Source organism: Pyrococcus woesei (assembly GCF_050496105.1).
In the GTDB taxonomy this organism is placed as follows: Archaea; Methanobacteriota_B; Thermococci; order Thermococcales; family Thermococcaceae; genus Pyrococcus; species Pyrococcus furiosus.
In genome coordinates this window covers 627,949-652,361 of the sequence record NZ_CP179867.1, presented here as the reverse complement: position 1 = coordinate 652,361, position 24,413 = coordinate 627,949, and the positions used below count along the sequence as shown (strand labels likewise).

The 24,413-nt window shown below is 45.4% G+C and carries 21 protein-coding genes, 1 tRNA gene and 2 rRNA genes; 7 read left to right on the top strand and 17 right to left on the bottom strand.

What is annotated here, in order from left to right; all coding sequences use genetic code 11:
- Positions 1-29 precede the first annotated feature (29 nt).
- The 3 genes from ACMFNG_RS03695 to ACMFNG_RS03685 are packed head-to-tail and all read left to right on the top strand — an operon-like array spanning position 30 to position 2,456.
- Positions 30-1,211, top strand: a complete 1,182-nt coding sequence (locus ACMFNG_RS03695) for an aromatic amino acid transport family protein (RefSeq protein WP_430515258.1) — start codon at positions 30-32, stop codon at positions 1,209-1,211.
- Between the two features lie 50 nt (positions 1,212-1,261).
- Entirely contained in the window at positions 1,262-1,879 is a 618-nt protein-coding gene (locus ACMFNG_RS03690; RefSeq protein ID WP_430515207.1) for a potassium channel family protein, read from the top strand.
- On the top strand, positions 1,866-2,456 hold the full coding sequence (locus ACMFNG_RS03685) for a potassium channel family protein (protein ID WP_011011259.1): 591 nt from the start codon (positions 1,866-1,868) through the stop codon (positions 2,454-2,456). Before ACMFNG_RS03690 ends, ACMFNG_RS03685 begins: the two co-directional genes overlap by 14 nt.
- Here ACMFNG_RS03685 and tsaA read toward each other — a convergent pair.
- From tsaA to ACMFNG_RS03660, 5 genes are read right to left on the bottom strand one after another with little or no spacing between them, the layout of a single operon-like run.
- The gene (gene tsaA / locus ACMFNG_RS03680; RefSeq protein WP_011011258.1) at positions 2,453-3,067 is read right to left on the bottom strand and encodes a tRNA (N6-threonylcarbamoyladenosine(37)-N6)-methyltransferase TrmO; all 615 of its coding nucleotides are present in this window, start codon (positions 3,065-3,067) and stop codon (positions 2,453-2,455) included. The genes ACMFNG_RS03685 and tsaA overlap by 4 nt on opposite strands.
- Position 3,068: 1 nt before the next feature.
- Positions 3,069-3,998 carry a radical SAM protein gene (locus ACMFNG_RS03675; protein WP_011011257.1) on the bottom strand — a complete coding sequence of 310 codons (930 nt, stop codon included), beginning with the start codon at positions 3,996-3,998 and terminating at the stop codon, positions 3,069-3,071.
- Complete coding sequence (locus ACMFNG_RS03670; protein WP_011011256.1) at positions 3,988-5,151, bottom strand: MFS transporter; 1,164 nt, start codon at positions 5,149-5,151, stop codon at positions 3,988-3,990. Before ACMFNG_RS03670 ends, ACMFNG_RS03675 begins: the two co-directional genes overlap by 11 nt.
- The gene (locus ACMFNG_RS03665; RefSeq protein ID WP_011011255.1) at positions 5,151-6,071 is read right to left on the bottom strand and encodes an isoaspartyl peptidase/L-asparaginase family protein; all 921 of its coding nucleotides are present in this window, start codon (positions 6,069-6,071) and stop codon (positions 5,151-5,153) included. Before ACMFNG_RS03665 ends, ACMFNG_RS03670 begins: the two co-directional genes overlap by 1 nt.
- Before the next feature lie 52 nt (positions 6,072-6,123).
- Positions 6,124-7,041 carry a phosphate signaling complex PhoU family protein gene (locus ACMFNG_RS03660; RefSeq protein ID WP_011011254.1) on the bottom strand — a complete coding sequence of 306 codons (918 nt, stop codon included), beginning with the start codon at positions 7,039-7,041 and terminating at the stop codon, positions 6,124-6,126.
- Between the two features lie 88 nt (positions 7,042-7,129).
- Between ACMFNG_RS03660 and ACMFNG_RS03655 the strand changes: the two genes are divergently transcribed.
- Entirely contained in the window at positions 7,130-8,293 is a 1,164-nt protein-coding gene (locus ACMFNG_RS03655) for an MFS transporter (protein ID WP_011011253.1), read from the top strand.
- On the opposite strand, the gene ACMFNG_RS03650 is transcribed toward ACMFNG_RS03655, so the two are convergent.
- Positions 8,268-8,867, bottom strand: a complete 600-nt coding sequence (locus ACMFNG_RS03650) for an indolepyruvate oxidoreductase subunit beta (RefSeq protein ID WP_011011252.1) — start codon at positions 8,865-8,867, stop codon at positions 8,268-8,270. The two genes, ACMFNG_RS03655 and ACMFNG_RS03650, sit on opposite strands and share 26 nt — an antisense overlap.
- Positions 8,868-8,937: 70 nt before the next feature.
- On the bottom strand, positions 8,938-9,909 hold the full coding sequence (locus tag ACMFNG_RS03645) for a DUF835 domain-containing protein (protein ID WP_011011251.1): 972 nt from the start codon (positions 9,907-9,909) through the stop codon (positions 8,938-8,940).
- A 66-nt stretch (positions 9,910-9,975) separates the two neighbouring features.
- On the opposite strand from ACMFNG_RS03645, the gene ACMFNG_RS03640 reads away from it, so the two are divergent.
- A complete protein-coding gene (locus ACMFNG_RS03640; RefSeq protein WP_011011250.1) occupies positions 9,976-10,662 on the top strand; it encodes a class I SAM-dependent methyltransferase in 687 nt (228 codons plus the stop codon).
- On the opposite strand, the gene ACMFNG_RS03635 is transcribed toward ACMFNG_RS03640, so the two are convergent.
- Positions 10,633-11,535 (bottom strand): hypothetical protein, encoded by a 903-nt coding sequence (locus ACMFNG_RS03635; protein WP_011011249.1) that lies wholly within the window; start codon positions 11,533-11,535, stop codon positions 10,633-10,635. The genes ACMFNG_RS03640 and ACMFNG_RS03635 overlap by 30 nt on opposite strands.
- A 5-nt stretch (positions 11,536-11,540) precedes the next feature.
- Positions 11,541-13,112 (bottom strand): lysine--tRNA ligase, encoded by a 1,572-nt coding sequence (lysS, locus tag ACMFNG_RS03630; protein ID WP_011011248.1) that lies wholly within the window; start codon positions 13,110-13,112, stop codon positions 11,541-11,543.
- Positions 13,113-13,226: 114 nt separating this feature from the next.
- Here lysS and ACMFNG_RS03625 point away from each other — a divergent pair, with 114 nt between their 5' ends.
- The gene (locus ACMFNG_RS03625) at positions 13,227-13,835 is read left to right on the top strand and encodes a membrane protein (RefSeq protein WP_011011247.1); all 609 of its coding nucleotides are present in this window, start codon (positions 13,227-13,229) and stop codon (positions 13,833-13,835) included.
- Here ACMFNG_RS03625 and ACMFNG_RS03620 read toward each other — a convergent pair.
- The 6 genes from ACMFNG_RS03620 to ACMFNG_RS03595 all read right to left on the bottom strand — a co-directional run bounded on the left by ACMFNG_RS03620 (position 13,829) and on the right by ACMFNG_RS03595 (position 22,046).
- Positions 13,829-14,395: a DUF366 family protein gene (locus ACMFNG_RS03620; RefSeq protein ID WP_014835462.1), complete on the bottom strand. Its 567-nt coding sequence runs from the start codon at positions 14,393-14,395 to the stop codon at positions 13,829-13,831. The two genes, ACMFNG_RS03625 and ACMFNG_RS03620, sit on opposite strands and share 7 nt — an antisense overlap.
- A gap of 5 nt (positions 14,396-14,400) precedes the next feature.
- Entirely contained in the window at positions 14,401-15,861 is a 1,461-nt protein-coding gene (locus ACMFNG_RS03615) for a DUF2139 domain-containing protein (protein WP_048192932.1), read from the bottom strand.
- A gap of 118 nt (positions 15,862-15,979) precedes the next feature.
- A 23S ribosomal RNA gene (locus tag ACMFNG_RS03610) occupies positions 15,980-19,029 on the bottom strand.
- Positions 19,030-19,151: 122 nt separating this feature from the next.
- Positions 19,152-19,229 (bottom strand) — tRNA-Ala (locus tag ACMFNG_RS03605).
- Between the two features lie 59 nt (positions 19,230-19,288).
- Positions 19,289-20,785: ribosomal RNA gene (locus ACMFNG_RS03600) — 16S ribosomal RNA — on the bottom strand.
- The 16S and 23S rRNA genes sit together here with 1 tRNA gene alongside, the layout of an rRNA operon.
- 349 nt (positions 20,786-21,134) lie before the next feature.
- Positions 21,135-22,046, bottom strand: a complete 912-nt coding sequence (locus ACMFNG_RS03595; RefSeq protein ID WP_014835464.1) for an LEA type 2 family protein — start codon at positions 22,044-22,046, stop codon at positions 21,135-21,137.
- Positions 22,047-22,098: 52 nt separating this feature from the next.
- On the opposite strand from ACMFNG_RS03595, the gene ACMFNG_RS03590 reads away from it, so the two are divergent.
- Entirely contained in the window at positions 22,099-22,707 is a 609-nt protein-coding gene (locus tag ACMFNG_RS03590; protein WP_014835465.1) for a MarC family protein, read from the top strand.
- Here the strand turns inward: ACMFNG_RS03590 and ACMFNG_RS03585 are convergent.
- Together ACMFNG_RS03585 and ACMFNG_RS03580 are read right to left on the bottom strand one after the other, a co-directional pair.
- Positions 22,694-23,206: a metal-dependent hydrolase gene (locus ACMFNG_RS03585; RefSeq protein ID WP_011011241.1), complete on the bottom strand. Its 513-nt coding sequence runs from the start codon at positions 23,204-23,206 to the stop codon at positions 22,694-22,696. The genes ACMFNG_RS03590 and ACMFNG_RS03585 overlap by 14 nt on opposite strands.
- Entirely contained in the window at positions 23,203-24,402 is a 1,200-nt protein-coding gene (locus ACMFNG_RS03580; protein WP_011011240.1) for an AAA family ATPase, read from the bottom strand. The genes ACMFNG_RS03585 and ACMFNG_RS03580 overlap by 4 nt, the downstream gene beginning before the upstream one ends.
- Positions 24,403-24,413: the final 11 nt, after the last annotated feature.

Below are 24,413 nucleotides of genomic sequence, written 5' to 3'. Positions count from 1 at the left end.
TACATTTGTTCAAATAATGGGTGAAAAACTTGCCCATCTCAGGAGATATTGAAAAAAAGAAAATTACAACAGCTCATGGCCGTTACTACCTTCTCCGAATTTCAGCCCAGCGGAGAAAGAAGATATTCATAATACAAAATGTGAGAAGAATAAAAGGAATCAGGACAACTCCGATTAAAATAGAAAAAGCCCATATAACCAAGAAAGAAGCCCTAGCTATCCTAATTGGAACCCAAATAGGAGCTGGAGTGCTAGGCCTTCCCTATGCTGCTAGTAAAGTAGGATTAATTCTGGCAATTGGAGTTCTCCTTGGGGTCACATTGCTGATGATGGGAACAGCCCTCATAGTCCTGCAATTTTCAGCCAAAATGAAAGGAGCCCAAATGAGTACAATGTCGCAAGTAATTTTAGGACGAACGGGCGGAATTTTAATGTATATCAGCATATCATTAATGAGCTTTGGAGCCTTACTGGCTTATATTTCAGGAATGGGAAGTGTTATTTCAAGCCTTCTAAAAATTAATGAAACATTAGGGGCTTTACTCTTCTGGGTCCTAGCCTCAATCATAGTATATAAGGGAATAGAGGCGAGTGGAAAGACAGAGCTGATTCTCAGTTACATAATGCTAGCTCTCTTTATACTCGTAACGATCATGTTACTTCCCTATGTAAAGCTTGAGAATGGCCTATATTTTGAATCAAGTGGAATTTTAAGTATCCTAGGTGTTTCAATATTTGCACTGGGCAGTCATACAATAATTCCAGACATCTATAAATCTCTTGGAAGTTACAAAGAGACTAAGAGAGTAGTTATCCTAGGATTCGTAATACCAGCTACTATATATGCCACATTTATGAGCACTTTTCTCCTAACATTTGGAAAAGATACACCACAGATAGCAACCCAGGGGCTAGAAGAGTTATATGGAAAGATAGGGTGGATAGTTGGGAATTTAATTCCTTTACTTGCAATAACAACAAGTTATATTGGAATCTCTCTAGCCCAGCAGAGTAATACTATTGAATTCCTTAAGCTTAAAAAGCCCCTTGCCTGGAGCTTAACAGTAATTCCCCCTGCCTTAGTATACTTTGCGGGAGTAAAGAACTTCGCCGATGTTCTCGCATTTGCTGGGGATACTGGAGATCTAATGGCATTTATAGTGCTACCAATTTTAATGTGGATTGTCTCTAAGATAAAGAAAATCCGTTAACTTTATTTCTTCTTTTAAATTAAATTTAGAACTGGAGGGACAATAGGAAAATGGATGAAGTCGAGGAATATAGATACGAACCTAAGAGCGTTAAAGAACTCTTTATAGAAATGAAAAATACAGTGGAACTAATGATAGACCTCGCCTACGCTTCAGTTCTATTTGGGGACAAGGAAATGGCAGAAGAAGTCCTTGAGCTTGAAGAAAGAATTGATCTGTTAAATTATCAACTAATGAGTCATGCCGTTCTTGCAGCAAGGAACGTTAAGGAAGCAGAGCAAATTATCTCAATTCTTCAAATAGCAAATGCCATAGAAGACATTTCGAATGCCGCTGGAGATTTAGCTAAAATGGTCCTCGAGGGAATCGAGCTTCATCCAGTAATTAAGGAAGCAATAATAGAAGGAGAAGAGGTTATAGGAAGGATTATAGTGTCTCCAGATTCTATTCTGGTCGGAAGGACCCTAGGAGAGCTAGAATTAGCTACCAATACTGGAGTATGGATAATAGCAGCAAGGAGAGGGAAGAGATGGATATTTGGGCCAGACAAAGACTTCAGAATTAGAGCAGGAGATATATTGATTGGAAGAGGAACAAGAACCTCTATTGACCAACTAAAAGAAATTGGAAGAGGGGTTATAAGGGTGATTGGCAATGAAAGAGCTTGATGAAATTAGAAACTGCCTAATTGAGATGAAAAACATATCCTCACTAATGATAGACCTTGCACTTTCATCAGTAATGTACAATAGTGAGGAAATAGCAGAAGAAGTCTACCTTCTAGAAGAAAAGGTAGACGAATTAACATTAAAGGTGAAGAAGCTCGCACTGAAGGCAGCTAAGCAATTAGAAGACCCAGAAAGTATGCTAAGCGTAATAGAAATGGCCAACATTAATGAACAGATTAGTGATTCTGCATATGAGATAGCGGACATAGTTCTTAGGGACGTTGAGCCTCATCCCATAATAAGGAAAATAATGCACGATGTAGAGGAGGAGATTGGACGAGTAACAGTTCACTCAGGCTCTATCCTTATTGGAAAGAAGTTGAAAGAACTTAAACTTCCCTCAAAGATTGGAGTCAGGCTAATCGCAATAAAGAGAGGGAACAAGTACATCTACAATCCTTCCAGTGACGAAGTAATAAAAGAGGGAGACATCTTAATAGCTGTGGGGGCAGGTATTGACAAATTAAGAGAACTATCTAAGGCAGAGGAGGACGAAGAGGGAGAAGAACTCGACTAAATTCCCAGTTTATCTTTTATCTCAACAGGAAGCTCTTCAAGAATTTTATTTAATAGTTTAGCCAATTTGTAAATGTCTCTAGCTGATAGAGGTACTGATCTCCCATTTATCTCTAGAATGGCTGCTACATATTCCTCTGGACTAACTTCTTCTAATTCGTCAAGATGCTCTGATCTTCTTACCATCACATCGACTCTCCCCGACGATCCCAAATATTCGTACTCCTCAAGATTGATATCCGCCGGACAGTCTAACCTCTCAACGAAAGGCCTGATATCAAGAACTGGGGTGTTGTCGTATGCATCAATCCAACTTATGTAAAGCTTGTTTCTTTCAATTTTTTCAATAAAAACGGTGTAAAGACCAAAAGGATTCGGCCTTACAGGAGAGCGAGTAGCGAACACTCCCCTTATGGGATTTCTTTTGTCTCCTCTTGGATGAACCTTAAGTATTCTTCTCTTTTCCCAGGTATCACTTTTATGTAGCCAAGCTATCACCTTTATCCACATTCCCTCTTCAAGCCCTTCTAGTCCCTCCAAAAACTCATCTAGAATCTCAATGAAAACATCCCTGTCTGTCTTCCTTATATACCCTATGGGAACTACTTCCATTTTAAACACCCGTGAACCTTCCTTTCTCCATATCCTCTACAAGAACCTCAATGGAAGGATAGTTGTATAGTTCTCTTCCAGGCCTTTCGTTATAATATGGCCTATTACAGAACGGACACCCTTGAGTAAGAAATGCGGTATAAGGGACTTTATGTGGGATTCTAATTAAATTACCTGCGTCATCAAACTCAAAGTCTTCAACTTTAGCCCTTCCAGCCTTTATAAGGTAGTGAGCAGCCTGAATTTTCCTATATCTCTCTATTGGTGGAGAGGAAAGTTTCTCCAGAGCAGTTCCCTTAATTGGAGTGAAAGCAAACAGAGAGACACTGCCCCCTCTAGAATAGACCTCCTCTATGGTCCTTAGCAAATCAATATCCTTCTCACCAAGTCCTACTATTAGGTGCACAACTCCCCTGCCCTTTCCAAAAACTCTAACTGTTTCATCCAAAAACTTCCACATATCATCCCAGGAGTATCTCGAAATCTTTACCTTTTCATAAACTTCTTTACTCCCTGCATCAAGCCCTATCCCTATGTAATCAACACCATTGCTTTTAAGCTCCTCCAGAGTGCCTCTAGAAACTGGAGTTATTGAAATAGAGATTGGCTTGCCTAGCTCACTCAAAGCTTCAGTGATTTTAAGAACATCTTCAACTAGTTCTGGGTAATCTACTGTCTGAAGACATATTCTAGAGAAATTTCCTCTATGAAAATTCTTAATAACATCTTCAAGTTCAAAAACCGGCCAAGTTATTCGGGAAAGCTTCTCTATATCTGCCTTACTTGATCTAGCCTGGGGGCAAAATTTGCAATCATTAAGACATCTCCCATTGTGATACGTCATGAGATAAGCTGTAGTAGGGCTAGAGAGCATCTTGGCCTTAATTAGCCCCATGGCTATAGCCGTTCCATATGAAACTCTAACCTTCATTTCCTTCCCTCCTTAATAATGGGAAATGTACAGTTATAAGGGACACGAATGGGAGCAGAGCAATAAAGGGAAATATTCCCTCATACCCTCTAACTTCAGCAACAACTCCAAAGGCTAGTTGCCCCGATAACATTCCCAGGTCAAAGAACATCGTATAAATGCTCGAACCCATTGTTCTAATGTTTCCTGGGAGATTGGCCAATGCCATATATTGCAATGCAGGAATGAGGAGACCAAATCCTAATCCAGATACAACTCCAACTATAAAGGAGAATGGAGGATATTGATTAAAAGCCAATGCCAAGTATGAAGATCCCAAAATTAATATTCCCACTCTCGCAACTGGAATTGGACCCTTAATATCGGCAATCTTACCTCCAAAAACTCTCATTATAAAGCTTGCAATGCCCACAAACATCATGTACATCCCGAACACGCTCTGACCAAAACCAGAAACCTTGTAAAGAGCGGGTAGATAAGTTACAACACCAGAATAAGCCATGGATATCAAAAATAGGGAAACTGATGCCGAAACAAATGACCTCCTAAGTAATTCTCTATAATTACCTCTCTCTGATGCCTTTTCGCTCTTAACACTGCCTATTTCTCTCCATACTATCAAAACAAATAGTGATCCAATAAAAGAGAATATTCCACTGAAGATGAATGCACTAACAAATCCAAAATTATCAGATATAAACCCTCCAATTCCGGGACCCACTATATTCCCTAGAGAAAACATCATTCCTCTCCAGCCGAGCGATTCTCCCACTCTCCCTTTAGGTGCCAAGTCGACAGCTAATGCAAGAGAGGAGGGAAAGAAGATCCCCATTGCAAAACCGTGGACTGCTCTGCCCAAGGCAAATACCCATATATTTCCTAAAATATTAGATAGAACGTATAAAAGAACAGCTATTATCCCAATTATGTTTCCAATAAACATTGCATGGAACTTAAAACCCCTATCTCCCAGGTATCCACCAAGTGGTTTTGAGGAGAGGGAAACAATAGAAACAGTTCCAGCCACGATTCCTACTATGACGGGAGTGGCCCCTAATGTTATGGCATAAGGGGAAACTAACGGGTTAAGTATGCTTACCCCCAGGAAAAAGAATAGTGTGGAAAAGTTTAGATACCAAAGACTTTTAAGCATTACACCCCTGCCTCCGGTTCCTTCATGCCTTCCTTCATAAATGCGTAACTCATGTGTTTTGTATTCTTAGCAAAGCCAACATTCCCATTAGAGTCAACCATGATTATTCCCATTGTATCAGGCCCAAAGTACTTTGTAGCTAATCTTATTGCTGCTTCACTTGCAGCTTGAGCATCCAAACCGAGCCTTACGAAGTCAGTTGCTGTTTTCGCTAAGCTTAGCTTAATTGCAACCTCCCCCAAACCAGTACATGAAGCCCCAGCAACCTCATTTGCATACGTTCCAGCCCCGATTATAGGAGTATCCCCTACCCTACCAAACATCTTAAGGAATACTCCCCCAGTTGAAGTTCCAGCTACTATCTCCTCCCCATCAAAGGCTACAGCTCCTACGGTACTCCTTAAGACTTCTGGATATTCCTTTATAAGCTCACTTAACTTTTTCCAGTGGCGTATTTCTCCAGTTTCAAGTAGTTTTTTCCTCAACTCCTCCCACTGTTTTCTTCTCTCTTCTGTTGTGGGATCGTATTCAGGAAAACCCATTAGCCTTGCAAATTTAACAGCTCCTTCTCCAATAAGTAATACATGATCAGTCTTTTCCATAACTTTTCTTGCCACACTAATTGGGTTTTTCACTCCCCATATCCCTGCAACAGCACCAGCATCCAATGTTTTTCCTCTCATTATTGCAGCGTCCATCTCTACTTTTCCATCTAAGGTCAAAACGCTTCCTGTACCAGCATTAAAGAGAGGATTGTCCTCAAGAACTTTTACGGCTTCTTCAACAGCATCAAGGGCAGAACCCTTTTTCAGTTCTCTCCAACCGGTTAAAACTGCCTCCCTAACTCCCTCGATGATCTTTGGAATCCTCTCCTCTTTTCTAATTGTTCCCGCTCCGCCATGGACAATAATAGCTACCATGCATCCTCCCCGTATTTAACAAAATTGAAAGGTTAAAAAAGTTATGGAAACGTTAACTTATCGCCATATTGATTATAGTCTCTCCTATGTTTTCGAGGTATTCCAGAATTCTTCTGTAACTGTCCATGGCGACTGACTCTCTATAATTTATTTTCTTTGCCTCCTCACTCAACTCCAGCATCAGCTTGTCTAACCTTTCAAGGTTTTTTCTCTCTATTTCTCTAATAACTTGAACAAACTTCTCCTTTAGATACCCAACGTCTATCTTCCCAGGATTTTCGGCTATTCTAATTATGTGGTCACCAATCCTCTCAATGTTTCTGGCTATCAGAAGAATTCCAATCAAATCAAAAGTTCTTTTAATTATTGTCTCTTCTTTAAAACTTCCCTTCCTCAAGAGTATTCTATTTACAGTTCTAATCATTAGGAAATAAAATCTATCAAGTTCGTTTTCCAAGTCATTAAGATCTCTTAACAACTCTTCTCTGGCTTCCTGGGAGTTTATAATCCCATACAAATCCTCAAACATTGAAATTATAATTGACTTCATTCTACTTAAAATCTCCCCAAAGCTTATCTCCTCTTCATCAAGCAAGCTTTTTGCAACTATCTTTTGGGGTTCCTCAGATATTATCTCAACCCCAGGAAGGCTCTGAAGAATTTTTCTAACGTATACCTTGTATATCGGAAGCTCTTTATTAATAATTATCTCAATAGTATCATAACCCTGAATATATGCGGAGATTACAAGCCTAATAGCCATATCCGGGGAAAATTTTTCTGTGATCTCTATAGTTTTAGTTTCCTCTTCTTCCTTTGGTTTCCCTGGGAATATTGTTATGCTTCCATCTGGATTAAAAACCAAGGAAACTAAGTCCCCCTGCTTCAGCCCATGCTCTCTTATCCATGCTTTGGGAAGGGAAACTATGTATGAACTCCTTCCTGTAAACTGAATTTTTCTAAACTCCATAGATATTCCCCATCTATAATCTACTACTCTCCGTATATATAGTTCCTATTCGATAAACTTATAAACGCTTTGACATGCATATCCTCACATGCAGAAAGATGCCCCATTGCTAATTATAGCAAACGCAGTTGGACAGATGTTTCTCCAATTTTCCTGGTTCATAATGCCCTTCTATCTAAAAGTATTAGGATATGGAATGACTGAGATAGGAACATTTTTCTCAATACAGACTCTAACAGGGGGAATATTCTTTCTTCTTGCTGGACAACTAAGTTTGAAGATAGGACACAAAAGATCACTAATCATTGCTTTCCTCTTTGGGGCACTTGGAAGAACTCTCCAAGTCTTAGCTCCTAACTTCTACGTTTTAGCCCTGGGTTTCTTTTTCGTTGGGATAAATATGGGACTCAGAGATCCAAATTATTCAGCACTTTTAAGTGAGAAAGTAGCGAGCGAAGAAGAGAGACATAAGATATTTTCCTACTCATTTGGTCTCGGAACACTTGCAAATTCTTTAGGCGTTCTAGTTGCCGGTTACCTCCCAGGCCACCTAGTAGAGAGAGGATTCCCCAGTGAACTTGCTTATAGAGCTGTCGTAGCTCTCGCATTAATTCAATTCGCAATAGTTCTGCCAATATTAATTATTGTAAAAGATGTGCCAATAAAGAAACCCGCTATAGAATGGAGAAGGGAATTGGTAGTTAAAATACTGAAGTTCTCCCTTCCGAGCGCAATTATTGGCCTAGGAGCGGGGATAACAATACCCTTCATGAGCTTATACTTTAATGTGAGATTTGGAGTTGATATTAGAAGCATTAGCTGGATATTTTTTGGTCAGCAACTAATCATGGGACTTGGCTCATTTGTACTTCCAGGGATCATTAAGAAATTAGGCCCAGTAAAGGTTATTACTTATTTCCAATGGGGTGCAGCGATGTTATTTCTAATTTTTCCATCAATCCCCACTTTTATAATTTCGGCAATAGTCTATGTCGTGAGATCAATTCTTATGAACATAGTTTGGCCTGTGAATGACTCATTTATGATGGGATTCTTTAAAACAGAGGAAAAAGCAACAGCTGCTGGAATAAGAAGGGCATTTTCAACTTTTATGCGCTCCCTGGGCAACTACATAGGTGGGATCCTGTTCGCAATATCCCTAAATTATCCATTCTATGCAACAGCCCTCCTTTACATCCTTGCAACCGGAATCTTCTATACCTTCTTTATACATCACAACAAACATGCTTAGCAAGCTCTCTTCCTCTTTCAAACGCCTTAAAATTAATCTCCCACAATTTTTCCCTTAAAGTTAGCCTTATACCTTCAATTATGCTTTCCTTTTTTAATGGTAAAAGACCCTTTCCCTGCGCATATCCGAGCATTAGAACTCCAGTAGTTCTTGGATTTATTAAATCGGCCTCCTTTTGGAAGTTCATCATTTCAACTCTGCATATTTTTTCAAGTGCTTCCTTTATTTCCTCCAGGCTAGGGTATTTTTCCTTTCCAACAAGTGTCGTGGCTGTGTGGATGGGATAGGCATTCACAATAGCATAACTTCCCTTTCCTAAAAATGCCGCATTTCTAAGAGCTTCCACAGGCTCAAGGGCCAACATTAGGTTGGCCTTTCCCTCTTCTATTAGAGGAGAATACACGCTATCACCAAATCGGAGATAGCTTAGCACACTTCCATAGCGTTGGCTCATTCCCAGGGTTTCTCCAATTCTAACCCTATAGCCCTCAACCATTGCAGCACTTCCGATTATCCTTGAAAGAGTGAGTCCCCCTTGCCCTCCAACACCAGCAATTATTATGTTAAACTCCATTCTATCACCAAGCTATAGTGCCCTACTGGGAATTTATTTCTTTCGGCTAAACTCGAATTTGGAGAAAATACTAGAACAAAACCTCGAACTCTAACTTTAAAAGTGCCCATTCTGTTTTTTCGAACACTTCAGGATTTGCTGTTATTATAAGGTAACCTCCATAATAGACTGCCAAATCCTTGGCATGAAGAAGCAGGTCAACCGTTTCTTTGAATCCCAAATTCGCAACAAGATAAGCAACGTTCTGAATAAAGACTACTCCTTTCTTTCCTTCTTTTGTCACCTTTTCAAAGAAACTTTCGATGTCCTTCTTTAGAACATGTGTTTCGGTAGGAGATATAGTATTCGGAGCATTTACCTTTGCAATCCATGTTATTTCTACATTGGGATTTTCTCCAATTAGTCTCCTAAAAATTTCAGGATTTTCCCTAACAAATAGTTTTAGTTTTTTATTCTCATCTATAAGGTCTAGAATCAAGTATTTCCCCACAGATTCGTTAGTTATCAGGTAAGCTCCCGACTTCAAAGATTCTGGCAACATTTCTCTGTCTCTAAAGGTTTTAACTAGCTCGTATACAGCTTTTATTTCCTCATAATGATTCTGCTCGATGGAGGCTAGCTCATTAGCTACCATTCTAACCCCTTCATTCTCTGCCACTTGAGATAACAATACATAGGTTCTTTTTGCGAATAGCTCACTCTCCATACAATATCTCAATCCCTCAAGGTAATCTTCAATGGACTCAAATTTTGATATGAATGGAACAACTTCAACAGGAGGAACATCAACTTTTACAGGCTCTTCCCCTGGGAAATATTTGGAAAAGAGCTTTCTTAGTAGCAGCTCATGAACTTTACTCTCCTCACTCATTCTCCTAAAAAGAGCCTTAACACTTGGTCTGCTAACCTTTTCAGCTAAATCTGCATAAAACTTAGCCTCTTCTTCCTCATTAAAAATCGCATAGCTCAAAAGTTCCTTGACACTCTTATTTTTAAGTCGTCCAACAATTTCTTTCGTTAACTTTTTTAAATCATTCTCCATCATAATCACTCCGCTATTATTGTAATTCCTTAAGTTTAAAATACTTTTAGGTAGATTTACATTACGATGGGATTCAAAGAATACTACAGAGCATTCCCTACATACACAAAAATTGAATCTAAAGAATACAAGGGTAGAGTTGAAACTCTGGGACCAATTTTAATAAAGTATATGAACAAGAACAGAGGAAAGGTTCTAGATTTGGCCTGTGGAGTGGGAGGGTTCTCATTCTTTTTGGAGGATCTAGGGTTTGATGTAGTAGGACTTGACAATAACCCTGAGATGATAGAAGCTGCAAAAAGGTATGCCGAAAAAAGGAGTTCAAAAGTTAACTTCGTTGTAGGGGATGCAAAAAACCTCCCATTTGAAAATAACAGTTTTGATTATGTGATCTTTATAGACAGCATATTCCACTTTACCCCATCTGAACTCAACCAAGTGTTCAAAGAAGTTAAACGTGTCATAAAACCCGAAGGAAGATTTCTGATATATTTTACCGATTTAAGGGAGCTCTTGCCAAATTTAAAAGAAAGATTAGTTATAGGAGAGAAGTATTGGGTTAACAGAATAACCACTGATACCTCCGAGAGAATCGCCACAATTGAATTCAAAAGTGAAGACGACGAATTCAGAGTAGAATTCAACATCTGGGGAAAAACAGGTGTTGAGCTATTGGCAAAACTTTACTTCACAAAAGAAGCTGAAGAAAAGGTAGGGGGATATTCATACCTCATCGTTTATAATCCCAAGTAAGATTTCTCTATGGTTGCCAAACGCTTCAATAATCCTTACTGAGCCTGCTGCATTCAGGAAATTTTCAAGCTCCTCCCAAATCTCCGGAGTTATAGGAAGATCTAAAGGCCTTGGTTCGTAATAGTCTACCCCTTTAACCAGTGAAGTTGCGAAATACCATAACGTCTTGCGTACTTTTCTTCCCTTAACTTCAGAAAAGCTAAATCCCTTACAATTGAAGGCAGAGTGAAGAACCACTATAAGACTTACCTTAACTCCTTTTCCCAAAATCTCTGCTCTCTTTGGATCCTCAACACTCTTTATTCTATACCCACTTCTAGTGACTTCATCATAAGGAAGTTTCACTCCATAAATTTCCTCTATTACAGGATCATAAACAAGAACACTTGTCCCACCAGTTATGTAAAGTTTTCCATTCCTGACTTCCACAACTGTATTTTCCGTGCTAAGAACTGGGAAGCCTTCAGCCAAAGCTAGGGAGGATAATGTACTCTTTCCACTGTGCGGATATCCCAAAAACAGTATCCCCTCGTTATCCTTTAGAATGGAAGCAGAGTCTGTCAGAAATATCTTTCCAAGTTTTGCACCGGCCCTAGCAACGGCCTGAAGTAGGAAAAACACTGGGGACTCATTTTCATAAGCTTTAGGGGGTGGAGATTCTATGATGTATTCATCAACTCCATGATTATCATACAAAGCTCCAAAAACTCGAAATGATTTGCCCTTTCTTCTCTTAATTACAACATTAACAGTACTTTTCCTCATGGAGACATCTGGTAAGTATCTTTTAGAAAAAGTGGAGAGAAAAGCATCCTCAAACCCATCATCTAAATCTCCCCTAATTTCAACCCCAATTCCCGCAACATTCAACATAAAATTCACCCTTCTAACCTAAGCCTTCTAACTACAAACTCCCTATCCAATGCAGCTAAGAAATTAGCTAGCTTTGGCCCTCTATCTTTACCTATGAATAGTTTGTACAATGTGGAAAACCACACTTTGCTCGGAATATTCCTCTTCTTGGCAACCTCAAATAGGATGTTGTTAAGCTCATCAACGGCAAAGTCTTCATGCGATTCGAGCCACTCTGCAACTTCAAGCATAGCTTCCCTAATAGTTGGATCAACTTCTGAAACTCCAGGAACGCTGAGAATCTTAAATTTAACTTCTTCTGGTGCATACTTCTCAACCCAATTTTTGGCCAGTTTTATCCTAAGCTTAATTCTATCTATGTCCTCTTGGGTGAGATTCTCAGGAACATGCCCCTGCTTTACCAATGTGAAAATTATATCCTCAATAGAGAGATGGGGCAATTGAACGAGTACAGCTAAGAATCTAAATGGAGCTTGAGCTACTAACCTTTTTGGCTTTTTAGGGACAGAGAGTTCATAAGTTCTCTTGAGCTCCTCTTCATCCCCCTTTCCTTTTTCAATTCCAAAGTATATCCTCTCAACCCTATCGAATTCGTCGTACAAATTCAAAAGACCTAGACCAAGGTCTATCCTTATCTCCTTGTTTGGCCTGTGCTTAGCATATATAAACCTCACAAGCCCAGGTTCAAGGACTTCATATAAGTCAGATAATAGAATTACGTTACCCTTACTTCCGCTCATTTTTCCCTTCTGTCCCTTAATTCCGACGAACTCATACATTAACGTTAGTGGGGCTTCTTTTCCATAGACTTCCCTAATAATTTCTTTTCCCGTATCATAGCTTGAACCAGCAGCCAAGTGATCTTTTCCTGCAGGCTCAAAATCAACCCCAAAATGTGCCCATCTCATTGGCCAATCAACACGCCACCTAAGCTTTACATTGCCATCCCTTATATCTGTCCACCCTTCATGACCTTCAGGACATCTATACTTCACTCCCCACTCCCCATCCCAATCTATTATCTCACTTTCCTTTCTGTGTTCTGGACAATACACCATAGCAGGCCACCAATTTTCTGGAAGAGGAGGTTGCTTAGCAACTTCCCTATATTTGTTAAGTATGGCCATTATCTTCCCCTTAGCCTCAAAGGCCTTCCTAATTTCCTCTGCATATTCCCCCTTCTTGTAGAGCTCACTAGCCCTCAAGAACTCTACATCCATCTCAAGCTTCGCAACCTCTTCCTCAAATAATCCCATAAAATGCTCAGCATAGCTATCGTGACATCCCCAGGGGTCAGGGACTTCACTAACCGGCATTCCTAAGTACTCTTCCCACTCCTGAGGAACATTCTTGGGAACTTTTCTAAAACGATCATAATCATCCCACATGTGAATGTGTCTAACATTGTATCCTCTATCTCTCAATGCATGCCCAACAATGTAAGCAGTGAAAAGCTCCCTAAAATTTCCTACGTGAACGTAACCACTGGGAGTTATACCACTCTCAACCACATATTCCTCCTTCTCCCCTCTCTCCTTAATGATCTTTTCAGCCATGTAGTCAGCCCAGTGAACCATTTTTCACCACCACAGGTAGCTGGGAGAACATCATTTTAAGGTTACGGTCAACAACCTATAGTTAAGAAAAACAGTTTTTAAGCTTCACATCTTTTAATTTCTTGGTGGAAATACATGCTAGAGACTGTGGCAGGAGTTACAATTGGAGCCTCTTGCATAATACTCACGATAGCTTTAACAAAGAAACTCGGCCCAGAGTGGGCATGGATAAATAGAAAGCTTATACATCTTAGCATCATACCCGCAGCGTTATTCTTCTACTACGGAATAATTCCAAGAGAAATTTTTAGTCCAGCGGCAGCTCTCTTTGGAATTGCCCAACTACTCGCTCACGTTAAAAACAGAGAGTTAAATTGGTATCAGTTAAAGCAAAACTATGGAGAGGTGTTCTTTGCATTTTCGGCATCATTCATAACATTTGTATTCCCTAGAGACTATGCATCTGCCCTACTTCTCGTCATGGCGATAAGCGATGGGGTTACTGGAATCATAAGACACTATTACTTCAAACGAAACGGCTTCAATGTGAAACTCAAGAAACACTGGACGGGAAGCTTGGGATATATAATAACTGCCATCATAATTGCAGTGGCATTCTTAGATGGAAATATAATAGAAAAAGTGGGATGGGCATTCATACTCATGCTCGCTGAATATCAGCCATGGATAGATGACAACCTTGCTGTGCCCCTTGTCGGTTCAGCGCTATACTTCCTCTACTGAACCCACCTTACCTTGAGACTATCCTTTTTTACCTTGTTGAACTCCTCAACAATGGCCTTACCAGTTCTCTCCATAAACTCTTCGATATCTGTTATGCCAAGCTCCCTAAGTCCTATTGCATCAACACCCTCTGGAACCCCCTTAGCCTCAACGTTTATGCCAATATGTATCTTCACGCTGACTGGAGAAATTGTAGCGATTGAGATGCTAAGCTTTTTCCCGTTAACGTAGATATCATCTCCCTTCCTCTCCGTCTTAATCCCGTACTCATTAAGAACTTCGCAAAGTTTAGCTATGAAGAGCTTCTGGAGAGTTGATGCAAAAAGAGTGTTAACTAAGTCAAAGACCTCGATGATGTAGTGCACCATGTCATCACTCTTAATTTCATTGTGCAGTCTTAGGTCCTCAATGTCAACCATCTCCTCAATCTTTACATTGCATCCTCCTCTAAAAACAACTAAAGAATTTCCCAGGAGGCCAAAGTTTCTGTAGGCCCAATGGCTTCTAATTGCTGACCCATCATACTCAATTCTTCTATCCTTCACTACAAGCAATTCCATCAACATCACCAGAGCTCTATCCTGGCAACACCACTAAAGTCCTCGCTCTCAAGCTCAAATGAAACTATGCCAGAGAATGTCCTAAGGTCAATGACGTTTCTTCCCTTCTTAATGTCGAACTCCTCAACGTCTGCATCTCTAAGAGGAAGGGCCAAATCATACTCGTAAACCTTTAGGCGGTTGTCCCTTGAAGCCTTAATTATAAGTCTCGCATTATCGTATCCATCCAAAGGAATCCCACCAAAGACCCCTGCCCCCATTCTCTTGCCTTCACTTGGAAAAGCCAGTGGAACTGAGAAGCTAACTGCAGGTGGTTTTTCTTGGAGTATCTTTTCGGGAAGGACAAAGATATCTTTGTTCCCTGTGTCAAAGGGAGTTGCATCCAATGCTCCAACGTTTGGAGTTGTGTTTGTAGCCACCAATATTTTCCCATCAACTTTTTCTATTGAGGTAATCCTAGCTCCAAACACTCCAACTATCTTGACCATGGGAGGAGCAAAGTAAACTAAAACACTTGGCCCTGGGATTGTATTTGTAAACCTATGGTAAATCATTTCCTCCTGAGTCCTGGGCCTATAATAGGCATCGTGGTGAGCATTGAACCCCACAAGTATTCCACCACCAATTGGCAGGGCATTTACCCTGAACGGAGCATAGAATGTATAGAAATCGAACAATCTAACAAAGGCGAATTGTTCATCGTTATGTGGATTTCCAACAAATACTCCTCCTCTCACAAAAGCAAATACTCGATTATTTACTGAACCCATTGCCCCAAGGTGAGGTTGGATGTACTTACCCCCGTCCAAACTTTCTCCTAATGGAAACACTTCCCACCTTTCAGTTATCATGTCCAAGGCATGGATTTCCTCCAATCCCTTCCTGTAATTCTTCCCTATTCCAAAGAATGCAAGATCATGCATTTGACATCCTTTGGCACTTGGCTTATCGTTGAGAAGTCTTATCCTTCCATTCCTACTCAAAGAATACACTCCCAGGTTTGTATGTCCATCTTCCCTAGCCAATAGAAGTTCATCTGTGTAAGGGTTATATATTATGTCACTAACCTCACCAGCCCACTCGCTTGGATGGTGAATTGACTCCTTCCACACGAGCCTAACTTCCTGGTTTTCAGTGTCATATTCGTGAACGTGAGAGTACTTGTTAGAGAAGTCAATTGTAGCTTTCCCCTCCCCTTTTCCTCTGTACTTTGCTGGGGCATGAACCCAACCGCCAAAGTATATGTATTCATCAACGACTTCCACTGCATTATAGGTATCTCCCCCAGAAGTGGGCCTTGGACCTACAAGCTCAAACTCGTAAATTTTGTGAGAATCTTCTGTTATGAAGTGGGCTTCTCCTTCAAAGGCTAGTGTAAAGTATAGCGTTCCATTGTGGAACCTTAGGCCGTATATCCCTCCACTCCCCCATTCTGGACCATATCTTGGGGGATATCTGTAATTCATTTTCACTTATATCACCAGAAGTGAATATCAGAACTTCTGCTAATAAACTTTTGCAGAATAGACAATTGATAGGCCGTGCATAGGCGGGTGGCCTGTCAAGTGCCTGGCCCCTCCTTCGAGGGGCAGGACCTCGGGCGATTAGGGGCGGCGGACTAAGCGGGTCGGTTGACCCTTCCCGCTTACATCCCCGCCCTATCAACCGGGTCTTCTACCCGAGCCCTCGTCCCTGGCAATGGGCCGGTCGCCCAGGCCCAAGCGCCAGGGAACGGCCGCCTATTTTCGGGGGCCGCTTCGGCCTTAGATGCTTTCAGGCCTTATCGGCTGCGGCGTAGCTGCCCGGCGATGCCCGGGAGGACAACCGGTAGACCAGAGGCCGCGGCACCCTGTTCCTCTCGTACTAGGGGCACCTTCCCCTCAGGCGGCCAACACCCCCGGTAGATAGCATCCGACCTGTCTCACGACGGTCTAAACCCAGCTCACGTTCCCCTTTAATGGGTGAACACCCCCACCCTTGGCCCCTGCTGCAGGGCCAGGATGGGAAGAGCCGACAGCGAGGTAGCAAGCCTCGGGGTCGATATGGGCTCTCGCCCGAGACGACTCTGTTATCCCCAGGGTAGCTTTTCTGTCATCCCTGGCCCCCACCGGGGAGGCACAGGGGTTCGCTAGGCCACCCTTTCGGGGCTGGACCCGCCTCTGTTACGGGTCCAGTCAGGCCGGCTTTTGCCCTTGCACTCTACGGCGGATTCCTGACCCGCCTGAGCCGACCTTAGGGCGCCTCCGATACCTTTTCGGAGGCGTGCCGCCCCAGCCAAACTGCCCACCTACCGCTGTCCCCCCTTTCGGGGGTTAGCCACACAGCGGGGAGTGGGCGGTGTCTCATGGACGGCTCCACCCGACCCGGAGGCCGGGCTTCGACGCCTCCCGCCTACGCTGCGCACCCCCCGCCGTGTGGCAACGGCAGGCTGCAGTAAAGCTCCATGGGGTCTTCGCTTCCCACCGGGGGTCCCTGGCATGCGCGCCAGGCAGAGGTTTCGCCGGGCCCCGGCCGGGGACAGCGGGGACCTCGTTACGCCATTCATGCAGGTCGGCATTTAACCGACAAGGAATTTCGCTACCTTAAGAGGGTTATAGTTACCCCCGCCGTTTACCGGTGCTTCACCCGGTTGTACCCGGGCTTCACATACCGGCACTGGGCAGGCGTCGGCCCCAGTACAAACCCTTTCGGGCTAGCTGGGACCTGTGTTTTTATTAAACAGTCGGGCCCCCCTAGTCACTGCGACCTGCGGGTTACGCACCCGCAGGCACCCCTTCTCCCGAAGTTACGGGGCCAGTTTGCCGAGTTCCCTCGGCCGGGTTTCCCCCGACACGCCTTAGGCTTCTCACCCAGGGGCACCTGTGTCGGTTCTCGGTACGGTCGCGGGGGATCGGAATTCCCGGAGGGCTTTTCACGGGCCCCAGGGATCGGCGGAACCCCCCTAACGGGGGGCCATTCGCGCTTTCACCCGGTTCTCGCCATTACGGCACTCCCCGGGCTTATACGCTTAGCCGGCCTCATCGGCCGGTCCGCCTACCCCGAGGCGTCACCCTCCGGGCTTGCGTTGCCGCACCTACCCCCGCGGTACGGGAATATAAACCCGTTTCCCTTTCCCCCGCGCCGAGTTACGGGCGGGGTTAGGACCGACTAACCCACGGCTGACGACCATTGCCGTGGAACCCTGGCCCCTCCGGCGGTCGGGATTCTCACCCGACTACGCTGCTACTCCCGGCAGGATCCGCGATACCGGCGGCTCCACCGGACCTTACGGCCCGGCTTCTACGCCACCGGCACGCCCGCCTACCCGATCACGGACCAATCGGTCCGTGCGCCGGGGTCTCGGCGGCCGGCTTGAGCCCCGTCCATTTTCGGGGCCCCGGACCTCGACGGGTGAGCTGTTACGCACTCTTTAAAGGATGGCTGCTTCTAAGCCTACCTCCCCGCTGTCTAAGGCCCGGGACACCCTTTGGAGTAACACTTAGCCGGCACTTTGGGGCCTTAACCCCGGTCTGGGTTGTTCCCCTCTCGGTGGACGGCTTACACCGCCACCCTACTCCCCCCATCTACGGCGGCGGTGGGTTCGGAGTTTGACAGGAGGCCGGGGGCTTTCGCCCCCTGCACCTCCAATCAGTGCTCTACCCCACCGCCTACCTCCGGGGAGGCCATCCTGCGGGATGATTCGGCGGGAACCAGCTATCTCCGGCCTCGATTGGCCTTTCACCCCTAGCCCGGGGTCACGGGAGCGAACTGCACATCAGCACCCCTAGCGGGCCTCCATCCCTCGGTTGAGGGACTTCACCCTGCCCCGGGCTAGATCGACCGGTTTCGGGTCTCGCGGCCGTGACTCCGGGCGCTTTCGCACCCCGCCCCTCACCGGGCATAAGCCCGGCTGCGGGCATGTCGGTTTCCCTGCGGCTACGGGGCTTAACCCCCTTAACCTCGCCACGGCCGCGAACTCCCTGCCCCGTGTTTCAAGACGGACGGTGCAACCCCGGTCCCCTCCCCTCGTACTCCCGCGTCGCCGCGGTTTCCTTCGGGGAGGCTCATTCCTTTCGGGCCGCACCCTCCTATCGCCGCCCGGTTTCAGGCTCTTTTCACCCCCCTCCCGGGGTGCTTTTCAGCTTTCCCTCACGGTACTAGTTCGCTATCGGTCTCGGGACGTATTTAGGGTTGGGAGCCGATGCCTCCCAGCTTCCCGCCGGATATCCAACCGACGGTACTCAGGGTCCCCCGAGACCCTGCGGGCTTACGCCTACGGGGCTATCACCCTCTCCGGCGCCGCGTTCCAGCGGACTTCGGCTTCACCCGCGAGGGTCTCATACGGGGGCCCTACAACCCCACATCCCCCGAACCTCGTCGGCCCGGGGTTCAGTTTGCCCTCTGCCGTTTTCGGTCGCCCCTACTCACGGCATCGCTTTTGCTTTCTTTTCCTGCGGGTACTAAGATGTTTCAATTCCCCGCGTTCCCCCTCCGGGGATAAACCCCGGAGTGCGGCATAAGCCGCGGGAGGTCCCATTCGGGAATCCCCGGTTCGACGGCTGCCTGCGCCTCGCCGGGGCTTATCGCAGCTTGCCACGCCCTTCGTCGGCGCCCCGAGCCGAGCCATCCACCGGGCGGCTTAGCGTCCTAGCCCCTCTACCGGAGGGGCCAGGCACTTCTTGGGCCACCCGCCTATGCACGGCCCTCATCGTCGCCCCCTATTCGGGGGCCTTGGGCCCTTCCGCCCCGAGCTGGGCTCGGGACGTGCATCTCTTCGTGGTGGACCGGCCGGGATTTGAACCCGGGGCCTCCGCCTTGCAAGGGCGGCGCTCATACCAGGCTGAGCTACCGGCCCACCTTTAAAAAAGCAGGCCCGGCACCCCTTTAGCTCCCCCGGACGGGGTTTCCGGCGATAGGAGGTGATCGAGCCGTAGGTTCCCCTACGGCTACCTTGTTACGACTTCTCCCCCCTCACGGAGCCCGGGCTCGACCTGACCTCCCGAAGGAGATCAGGCCTCACCCGGACTCCGCTCGGGTGGAGTGACGGGCGGTGTGTGCAAGGAGCAGGGACGTATTCGCCGCGCGATGATGACACGCGGGTACTAGGGATTCCAGCTTCACGCGGGCGAGTTGCAGCCCGCGATCCGAACTGAGGGCGGGTTTAGGGGATTCCCTTCCCCTTTCGGGGTCGGGTCCCATTGTCCCGCCCATTGTAGCGCGCGTGTAGCCCGGGGGTTTCGGGGCATACTGACCTACCGTCGCCCGCCCCTTCCTCCGGCTTATCGCCGGCAGTCCCCCCAGAGTGCCTCCCTCCCGAGCGGGAGGGACTGGCAACTGGGGGCGCGGGTCTCGCTCGTTACCACACTTAAGTGGACGCCTCACGGTACGAGCTGACGGCGGCCATGCACCTCCTCTCGGCGCGTCCGGCAAGACCTTCAGCCTGGCCTTCATCCTGCCGTCGCCCCCGGTGAGGTTCCCGGCGTTGAATCCAATTAAACCGCACGCTCCACCCCTTGTAGTGCTCCCCCGCCAATTCCTTTAAGTTTCAGCCTTGCGGCCGTACTCCCCAGGCGGCGGGCTTAACGGCTTCCCTACGGCACCGGGCGAGCTCGAAGCTCGCCCGACACCTAGCCCGCATCCTTTACAGCCAGGACTACCCGGGTATCTAATCCGGTTCGCTCCCCTGGCCTTCGGCCCTCACCGTCGGACCCGTTCCAGCCGGGCGCCTTCGCCACTGGCGGTCCCCCCGGGATTATAGGATTTCACCCCTACCCCGGGGGTACCCCCGGCCTCTCCCGGTCCCAAGGCCCGCAGTATCCCCAGCGAGCCCCACGGTTGAGCCGTGGGATTTCGCCAGGGACTTACGGGCCCGGCTACGGCCGCTTTAGGCCCAATAATAGTGGCCACCACTCGGGCCGCCGGTATTACCGCGGCGGCTGCCACCGGCCTTGCCCAGCCCTTATTCCCGGAGCTTTTTACACTCCGGAAAAGCCGTGCCAGAGGCACGGCACTGGGGGTCCCCCCGTCGCGGTTTCCCGCATTGCGGAGGTTTCGCGCCTGCTGCGCCCCGTAGGGCCTGGACCCGTGTCTCAGTGTCCATCTCCGGGCTCCCGCTCTCACGGCCCGTACCGATCTTCGGCTTGGTGGGCCGTTACCCCACCAACTACCTAATCGGCCGCCGGCCCATCCTCGGGCGGAGCCTTACGGCTCCCTTTCGGCCTGGGGACCTTCCAGTACCCCAGGCCTATGGGGGATTAGCCCCAGTTTCCCGGGGTTATCCCCCTCCCGAGGGTAGGTTACCGACGTGTTACTGAGCCGTCCGCCGGTGGCGTCCCAGAAGGGACGCCCCCTTGACTCGCATGGCTTAGTCGGACCCCCATAGCAGTGGCCTCCGGCAGGATCAACCGGAATTAAAGGGAGTACGGCCGGTGGAACTCCCCACGCGGGGGAGTACCAGATTCCCCGTCCGGGGGTTTAACCGGGGTGCCGGGCCTGCCTTACCCCCGAGGGGTCCCCCCCATTCGGGGGTATTCCTCGGGAGCGCATCTTGCTATACCCAGGGGAGGAGGGCGGGGTTCATTCCGGGGGCTTTGCCCCCAATCCCCCCGACGCCGCCGTCGGGCCCCTGGGTTTTCGCCCCCTCTTCAGGGGCTCCACCCTATAGATAGCGAACCCCCATAATGAAAAATTTTTGCACACCTACTGCCTGTGCAGGAGGGCAATTAATATATCAAAACAAATGGGTATAAAAATGTTATGGCTAGGGAGAAGTTATGTATGCAAGAGGATCGAACTCAATTCTCGTGTGAACATCCTTTAAGGGAACTTTGACCTCCCAACCATAGAACCCTCCAGAGCCTATGTGGAATTTTATGTCTAGTTTAACATCACTGACACATCCGTTCTCTATATGACTCACGATTGCATTGTAGAGCTTAATTTCGTCTGTTGTAATTTCCACAACTACTTCTCCCCGAGACTTTCCTCTAATCGTTGCTCCTTCAATAATCCTAGCATATCCAAATTCAAAGCCATTCACATAGATATACCCTTCAAGGTTATCCACAACAATTAGAAAGTCGTTTGGATTGTACAATTTTATCTTTGCTATTATCGTTATTTTTTCCTGAGTAACTTCTCCCCATCTAGCATCTATTCCCTCAATTGCTGGAGTATATACTGAAATAATGAGACCACTATACTTCTTTGAAGGCACAGTTATGTTTGAGAAGTAAGAGAGAACATTAAAGTCAACTTCCCTAGTTATTGAATAGTTGTAGGGGATTATGTTGAACAACTTTATATTAGCGGACAATTCTACGATGCTACGCTCGTTGTTCTCTATGTGAGATATCAAGGCATCTGTTAAATTCCAAAAATCAATAGTTAAATTCCCAACCAACTTTTCCCTTAAAAATCCGATCCCAAAGTTTTCAGCGCTTCCAACAGTAATATCATTGACTCTGATTTTCAGATTTTCAACTTTTATTGGGATAGGGGAGGGATTTCCTAAGTTTATATTTACAAAAATAGATCCTTTTGCTCTCCCTTTCTCTCCCCATAAGTCTCCCCACGATGCCGATATTGTTGGCTGAAAGTTTACTAAGAAGTAAGCACCATAGACTACCCACAAGAGGAAAATTATGAAAAGCACTTTTGCTACCACTCTCATCCTACTACTCCCCCAATTGTTTATAAGCACCATCTAACTTAAACTTTTGTGTATGCTAGGGGAAATACTAAGCTCAGCGCTACTAATGCTAATCATGATTGATCCTAGCGATAAAATTCTTTTGGTTACTCTACTCAAGGAAGACTTTCACATAGAAGATGTGAAGAGTCTAATAATCAAAGCCAATTTAATTGGATTGATACTTCTACTTCTCTTTGCTATTGCTGGTAAAGTTATCCTTCAAGACATTTTCCACATAGATGTTGATGCCCTTAGAATTGCGGGAGGATTTGTGCTATTTAAGATTGGATTGGATGCGCTAGAAAGCGGCGCTATGGTAACTATAAGGAAGGAAAGAAACATTTTAGCCCTAGCAGCAGTTCCCGTTGCTACTCCTTTAATTGCAGGGCCAGCAGCCATAACAGCTGCGATAACCCTAACGGCAGAGTATGGAATCTATGTATCAATATTAGCCACAGTAATTGCCATAACAATTAATGCCTTGCTAATGGCAATAGCCCTCTATGCCCTAAAAAGTGTCAGTAAAACACTACTAAGCGTTTTGATAAGGATAATTGGACTGTTTATAATGGCAATTGGAGCTCAGATGATGGTGACAGGGGTAGGGGGAATATTAATAAACCTCCTCAAAGGAGCTTAATCTCTTTGTCCAGAATGAGATGGAGGAGGTACCCTAAAAACGCTGAAAGACTCACAAACATTGCCTCATTTTTACTCAACTCAAGGCCATAATTAACTGCCAAGTAAGATATTCCCGCATAAATCAAAGCAAACGTTATTGAGTGGACGACTCCTCTATGTCTAGGCAAAAGTGCCGAAAAGGTAAACCATCCTATCACTGCAAACACAGCTCCTACAACCCATGCCAAGAAAATTGCTAAATTGTAATTTTCCAGATAGGGAAGGATTTTCATTGCCACAATACTGCCTAAAGCCACAGAAAATAGAGGCTTTGAGCCTCTGTGAATTAGTGAATCTGGATGGTCTATATCTGGTAAATCGCTACCAAGGACGTAAAACGCATACCCTAACGCTAAAGCATAGAACGTTAGATCAACTTTAAGAGGCAAGTAGAGAGCGAGGAGAATTGCCAAAGGATATGTCATTAAGCCGGCAAGTACATGTTCCTCATAGTTCATTCTTTTACCCCCTCTTTCCCTTTCTTTAAGAACTTTCTAACGTAGTCTGGAACTTTGTAATTTCCTCTAGGATCGCCCACCAAGAAATTCAAGCTGACTAAATGTTCTAACTTTTCATATGCTTCTGTTCCAGGAATCCTTAATTCTTTTGCAACTTCAATGTAGCTTACAGGCCCTCCCTCAAATTTCTCCACTATCACCTTTACTATATCTTTGAAGTCATGTGGAATTCTCGCCAAGTATTCTTCCAAACTCTTTGGCTCCTCAAGTATTGTCGTGACAACATATTCATCAATTGGATCGAACTTGTGCTTAACAGCCTCAGTCAAAACATGATTGAGTAATCTGAGAATCTGCCTTGGATTTCCTTTTCCTAGCTCATGAATTAGCCTTAAGGCATCTTCAGTAAAGGGATATATTGGATCACTGGTGTCTTTAGTTCTAACCTTAGAGAGTCTCTTCTTTACAAGTTCAACGACCTCTTCAAAGCTCATAGGCCTTAATTTAAACTCATAATGGAGTCTCATGAAAAAAGCGGGGAATTGTTTTGAGTACTCCTCATAAGCTTCTGGAATGCTCGCAAATGCGAACACAGTCCCTGGGGGCATATTGCTTATGAAATGCCTCAGCATTTCAAAGAAGAGAATTTTTTCCTTCTCGGTTGCCCCCATCATGTTCTCTAGCTCATCCAATAGTAAGGCAGAATATGAATATTTGGATAACTGTTGGGTCAACATCTCAGCGATATCTCTACTTTTATATTCTTCCAGAGAGGAAAGCATCTTTTCAAGTCTGTTTATAAATCCGAGCTTTCTATATAGGTTCTCAATGAAAATATTCGTTCTCTCCCTAGGGGGTTTCAAAGCGGCAAAAATATCTCTTGTTATTTTAAGAACATCGGTAGTATCAACCTTTACATAGATTACTTTTCCTCTCTTTTCCTCAATTATTTTCCCAATACTCTTTAGTCTCTGTGTCTTCCCCATTCCAAGGGGGCCAACTATTGAAAATGCCACGGAAGTTCTGTTTCCTATAACATCTGAGATTATGGAAGAAATTTTCATATCAACCTCCTGGTAAACATGAATTGATTCTATATCTTCTATTCCCTCACTAGCTAACTCAACGAATGGATTTTTTGAAATCCCATAAATTTCATATGAAGGAGAGGCATATACCTTTAGAGTTCCCTCCATGCTACACCCTC